Raw genomic sequence first — 4,913 nt, 5'->3', positions numbered from 1 at the left:
AATCCAAATTACAAAGAAGTGAATGTAGAACAAGCAGTGGCTGATCCGGATTCGATTTTCCATTACTACAAACAGCTAATCAAATTAAGAAAAGAGAATGATGTCATTGTGTATGGGACATATGATGTTCTTCTTGATGATCATGAACAAATCTATGCCTATACGAGAACACTGAAGAAAGAAAAGCTACTGGTTATCCTGAATTTTTCTGATCATCGACCAGTGTTTAGACTTCCAGAGGATATGATTTGTCGTGATGTAGAAGTATTAATTAGCAATTACGAGCAGCCAGAGGAACCGGATGTTTCTTCGATCAAGCTTCGTCCATACGAAGCAGTCGTTTATAAATACAGATAAGAAAACAGGCGAGGGATGAACCCTCGCCTATTTTAATACACCCTCAATCACTCGTTTGGTCAGTGTGGGAACCACTTCTAAGGAGTAGGTCATTTCTAGTCTTTCTAATCGCTTATGTGCGTCAATTCCGTATGGTCCAATATTGACGACAGGAACATTGATATCTCGTATATCTTGGAAATTAATATAATGCTTCCGTCCCCAGCTCGGATTGTTGTTTGTGACTGCTTGAAGGCCTGCATCATCATCGCTTAATGCAACAAAGCTCATATCAGAGATATAAGGGAAAAAGTTACGCGTGACGATCGGGTATGGGTAGTCTGACTGTACTTCAGCAACGGCTTCATCAAGTGCATGAATAAGGATGGATTCATCAGATGTTTTCCCTGTTAGTTCAATCCTTGGTGAATACAACGATGAATAAAACAAAATCATGGCAGGGCTCTTGTCCTTCATCCACTTCCATGCTTCCTCTACTACACGCGCGGCATACATCCGGCTATCCAATGATTTGTCCTGCTGCAGTTGATCTTTAAATTGGTTCATATGTTCTTTGTACGTGTCCCCATGTTCAGCAAGCAGCTTTTCTTCCATCTGTTCATAAGTAAACACTCTTGTTTTCCATGGAATCGGTCGGTAAGTTTCTCCGCTAATTTTACAATAATTTTTATAGCGCTCATCATATGTACGTAAGGCACGATCAAAAGCAATTGTCGCTTGTTCGGTCAGCTTGTCGATGACATCCTTTGGCGTCCACGAATGAATAAAAAAGTTATAGTACACATAAGCAGCTAAGGCGGTTTGTACGTCATACGAAGGCTTCATATCCATTTGTTTTAGAGATACAGGAGGTACGGTCGTTTCCCCTAACGCCTCGTTGCAAAGCTCCGGATTATAATTGATTTGCTGAGTTAACTCTGCTGCTAAAAAATTGGGGTCTAATCCTTCAAAGCAAGAGCCGACATGTGTTTCCGCACCTGTGATGAAAAAGGAAGGCAGGAGCTTTCCGACGGTCCCTTTGTATATGTAACGATTTTGATCCCCTTTAAACCGGGGAGCAACGAAATCAGCATTGATCGCCGCAACATAGTCGAATTGATGCTCAGTCTTCCACCTTTTTAATGTTTTTAACGATGATAGAATTCCGTTTGAACTGTCCTCCTCATCACATTCTGCCAAGAAGACAAGGTTTCCATCAAGCTCCTCAGGATGTTCTGAGTAATATTTTAGTAGATAAAGGTGGCTGGCAACTCCGCTCTTCATATCTAGGGTGCCTCTACCGAAGAGCCAGTCGCCAGATTCGAGCTGTTCCTTTACCTCTTCAGCTAGGTCTTCTTTCTTTAAAGCTTCAGCTAGCTCGTCTGGATAACAAGCAAGGCTTTTTAATTGATTGAAATCATCTATCCCAACGGTATCCACATGACCCATCAGAATGACCGTGCGGTTACTTGTGCCTTTTGTTCCTTTTACAAAGGCTAGAACATTATATCGTTCGTAATCGTCATCAATGGTAGGTTCAATTACGAGGTGTGAAGGGTTTTCTTGAAAATAAGGAAATGAATTCAGGAGTGTATGCAATGAATGAGAGATGACTTTTTCTCCATCTGTATTGACGACACTTTCAATTTGAACGAGCTGTTTGGTGAAAGCTAACACATCAGTAAGACAAGGTAATAGCATGGGTTTTCTCCTTTTTCCTTGAAATAATCATCTACTTTCACTATACGACAATGAAATCTTATTAGAAAGTAGCAAGTGTAAGAGGATTGTAACAATATGGATGATTCAACGAGTTTGTTACCTCCTATAATGAGAACAATGAAAAATTAAAAGATGGTTAGGTGATACGATGCATGGGAAACATGTTCCTGTTGATTACAGCCAAAATCCGTTTATTGTCATATGGGAAGTAACTAGAGCTTGTCAGCTTAAGTGCGTACACTGTCGAGCGGACGCACAGTTGACGCCAGATCCAAATGAGTTAACCCATGAGGAAGGGATCGCTTTAATCGATGAAATTTATGAAATGAATAACCCAATGCTTGTTTTTAGTGGTGGTGACTGCATGATGCGTGACGATTTACTGGAGTTAGCGGACTATGCGGTTAAAAAAGGAATGCGTGTTTCTATGACTCCTAGTGCAACGGCTAATGTGACAAAGGAGAAGATGAGACTAGCAAAACAGGTAGGATTATCAAGGTGGGGATTTAGCTTGGATGGACCTACTGCTGATATCCATGACCAATTCCGTGGCATCCCTGGTTCATTTGACTTAACACTCGAGAAAGTGGCGTACTTGCGTGAGTTAAACATGCCGCTCCAAATCAACACAGTGATTTCGCGTTACAATTACGACCATCTTGAGCAAATGGCCAAGCTAATGGAAGATCTCGATGTGGTGATGTGGTATATCTTTTTACTCGTACCAACCGGAAGAGGCCAAGTGGATGATTGTTTAACGCCACTTGAACACGAAAAGGTATTTAGGTGGTTGTACGACCTAAGTAAAAAAGTCCCTTATGATATTAAAACAACGGCAGCACAGCATTATCGACGTGTGGTTCTTCAGCAAAAAGTGAAAGAGCACAAAGTAGAAACAGGTCATATTCGCTACGAAGATACCATGACGATGGATCAGGACAGAATCCGAGATGGTTTAAAGCGAGCACCAAAGGGTGTGAATGATGGAAATGGTTTTATCTTTGTTTCTCATACGGGAGATGTGTTTCCGAGTGGATTGCTGCCAATAAAAGTCGGTAATATCCGTGAGAATCGGTTAGATCATATTTACCGAACATCACCAGTCTTAAAGGAACTTCGTAATCCAGACCTCTACAAAGGAAAATGTGGGATGTGTGAGTATCGTCAAATTTGTGGAGGTTCCCGTTCTCGAGCATATGCTATGACAGGGGACTACTTAGCGAGTGAACCATTTTGCGTATATGTACCACAAAGCTTACGATAGCTGCTTGTATAAAGTAAGAAAAAAGGTAAGCCTGCTGATTCATGACAGCAGGCTTTTGGAGTTAACTATTTTGAACGTATCGAAGAATTTCAAATGCTTTATCACCGGCTTCACTTGTTAGACTCTCCCAGATTTCGTCTCGAAGTAGATCTAGTTCAATAATCATCTTGGCTAAGGTAATCGCATCTTCATTTTTCATCATCATTCTTCCTCTCCTTTTCCTTTCTTGATGCTACCCATTTTCTATAGACCTCTTCCATTTCGGTAAGAGTGAAATCAGCTGAGTCTTTACGAACTGTGAGGGCACCGGCTTTTGTTAGGAGACTCTCATACTCTTTTCGCCTTTTCTCAACCATTTCTCTTAGAAGCGCCATGGGGAGTTCATCCTTTCTGATTGGTATTAACGTTATTGTAAGTGGAATGGAAGTAGTTATCACTTCGAGTGTTAGTTTAATTAACAGCATTTTTAAAACTTGTAAGAAAATCTTACAGGTTAGACGTCTATTGTGTAAGGTAATGGTATAATCTAGAAGCAAACGGTGTGGGAAACGGAGGAATAAACCATGGGGGAAGATACATCATATAAAAGCCGAAAAGTCATAACGATTGGTGTAGTTAGTGAATTAACAGGCCTTTCCGAGAGGCAAATCCGTTATTACGAGGAAAGAAAGCTCATTTTCCCTGAGCGGTCTGAACGAGGAAACCGAAAATATTCATTCTCTGATGTAGAAACGCTAATAGAAATAGCTAATAAGCGAGAAGAAGGCGTTCGAACGTACGAAATTAGGCAGGATATGATTAAGAAAAATAATTTAGCCAAAGATGAAAAACTCCGTAACAAAATGCTTCGTGGCCAAATTAACGCTAGGTTTGGAATTCAAAAAAATCAATAGCCCTTACTTGAGAGCCTGCATAAGGCTTTTTTGTTTGTTATGAAAGATGATTGAATATTTTGTACACTTTATTAATATGTTACAATTAAAATATTAAGGGTGACTAAATAATTTGTAGATTTTTCTGTAATGGAAATGGAGGGATCCACCATGAAGAAGCTTTTTAAATATATATTTCCCTATAAATACGCCACGATAATCGCTTTATCACTTACGGGCTTTGAGTTGGTGGTTGAACTAATACAGCCTGTACTCATGGCAAAAATCATAGATGAGGGTATTACAAACGGAGACATGAATCCCGTCTACCTATGGGGAGGCATTCTCCTACTTCTTTCGTTTATCGCCTTTGTTGCAGGTATTGTAAACTCCTTTTACTCCTCGCGAGTAGGTCAAGGGGTCGGTTACGATCTTAGGAGAGACCTATTTGGAAAGATTCAACAATTTGCCTTTAAGGACTTTCAGGAAATCCCCACTTCTTCCTTAATTACGAGGCTTACAAACGATGTGACACAAATACAGAACTTCCTATTTATGAGCTTACGTATTGCACTCCGAGCTCCTTTGTTTATATTGGGTGGAATGATTATGGCGTTTACGGTTAACGTGAAGCTTGCTACTATTCTGCTTATATCCGTTCCTCTTTTATTGGTGATCGTTCTGACCCTTATTCGAAAAGGAGTCACTCTTTTTCAACT

General features: G+C 40.2%; 7 protein-coding genes. 4 read left to right on the top strand and 3 right to left on the bottom strand.

Going from position 1 to position 4,913, the window contains the following annotated elements; translation table 11 throughout:
• Positions 1-357, top strand: a 357-nt coding sequence (locus tag ACGLXV_RS17210; protein ID WP_391559593.1) for an alpha-glucosidase C-terminal domain-containing protein, incomplete at its 5' end; no start/stop codon positions are given.
• A 27-nt stretch (positions 358-384) separates the two neighbouring features.
• On the opposite strand, the gene ACGLXV_RS17205 is transcribed toward ACGLXV_RS17210, so the two are convergent.
• Positions 385-2,037, bottom strand: coding sequence for a M20/M25/M40 family metallo-hydrolase (locus ACGLXV_RS17205; RefSeq protein ID WP_119710327.1), 1,653 nt, complete (start codon positions 2,035-2,037; stop codon positions 385-387).
• Positions 2,038-2,206: 169 nt separating this feature from the next.
• On the opposite strand from ACGLXV_RS17205, the gene ACGLXV_RS17200 reads away from it, so the two are divergent.
• Positions 2,207-3,322: a TIGR04053 family radical SAM/SPASM domain-containing protein gene (locus tag ACGLXV_RS17200; protein WP_391559592.1), complete on the top strand. Its 1,116-nt coding sequence runs from the start codon at positions 2,207-2,209 to the stop codon at positions 3,320-3,322.
• Positions 3,323-3,383: 61 nt separating this feature from the next.
• Here the strand turns inward: ACGLXV_RS17200 and ACGLXV_RS17195 are convergent, their stop codons facing one another.
• Positions 3,384-3,527, bottom strand: a complete 144-nt coding sequence (locus ACGLXV_RS17195; RefSeq protein ID WP_162927666.1) for a hypothetical protein — start codon at positions 3,525-3,527, stop codon at positions 3,384-3,386.
• Positions 3,511-3,696, bottom strand: coding sequence for a hypothetical protein (locus ACGLXV_RS17190; RefSeq protein WP_119710325.1), 186 nt, complete (start codon positions 3,694-3,696; stop codon positions 3,511-3,513). The genes ACGLXV_RS17195 and ACGLXV_RS17190 overlap by 17 nt, the downstream gene beginning before the upstream one ends.
• 189 nt (positions 3,697-3,885) lie before the next feature.
• On the opposite strand from ACGLXV_RS17190, the gene ACGLXV_RS17185 reads away from it, so the two are divergent.
• A complete protein-coding gene (locus ACGLXV_RS17185; RefSeq protein ID WP_066057067.1) occupies positions 3,886-4,215 on the top strand; it encodes a MerR family transcriptional regulator in 330 nt (109 codons plus the stop codon).
• A 150-nt stretch (positions 4,216-4,365) separates the two neighbouring features.
• Positions 4,366-4,913: ABC transporter transmembrane domain-containing protein (locus ACGLXV_RS17180; RefSeq protein ID WP_391559591.1), on the top strand; the 548-nt coding region annotated here is incomplete at its 3' end.

This window comes from Robertmurraya sp. (assembly GCF_036676585.1).
Lineage (GTDB): Bacteria > Bacillota > Bacilli > Bacillales > Cytobacillaceae > Robertmurraya_A.
Note: the sequence above shows the minus strand (reverse complement) of the source record. Positions and strands in the feature narration are given on the sequence as shown.

Coding starts and splice junctions, on each gene's coding strand:
- ACGLXV_RS17195 (WP_162927666.1), bottom strand. CDS start 3,527: ATGATGATGAAAAATGAAGATGCGATTACCTTAGCCAAGATGATTATT.
- ACGLXV_RS17205 (WP_119710327.1), bottom strand. CDS start 2,037: ATGCTATTACCTTGTCTTACTGATGTGTTAGCTTTCACCAAACAGCTC.
- ACGLXV_RS17190 (WP_119710325.1), bottom strand. CDS start 3,696: ATGGCGCTTCTAAGAGAAATGGTTGAGAAAAGGCGAAAAGAGTATGAG.
- ACGLXV_RS17200 (WP_391559592.1), top strand. CDS start 2,207: ATGCATGGGAAACATGTTCCTGTTGATTACAGCCAAAATCCGTTTATT.
- ACGLXV_RS17185 (WP_066057067.1), top strand. CDS start 3,886: ATGGGGGAAGATACATCATATAAAAGCCGAAAAGTCATAACGATTGGT.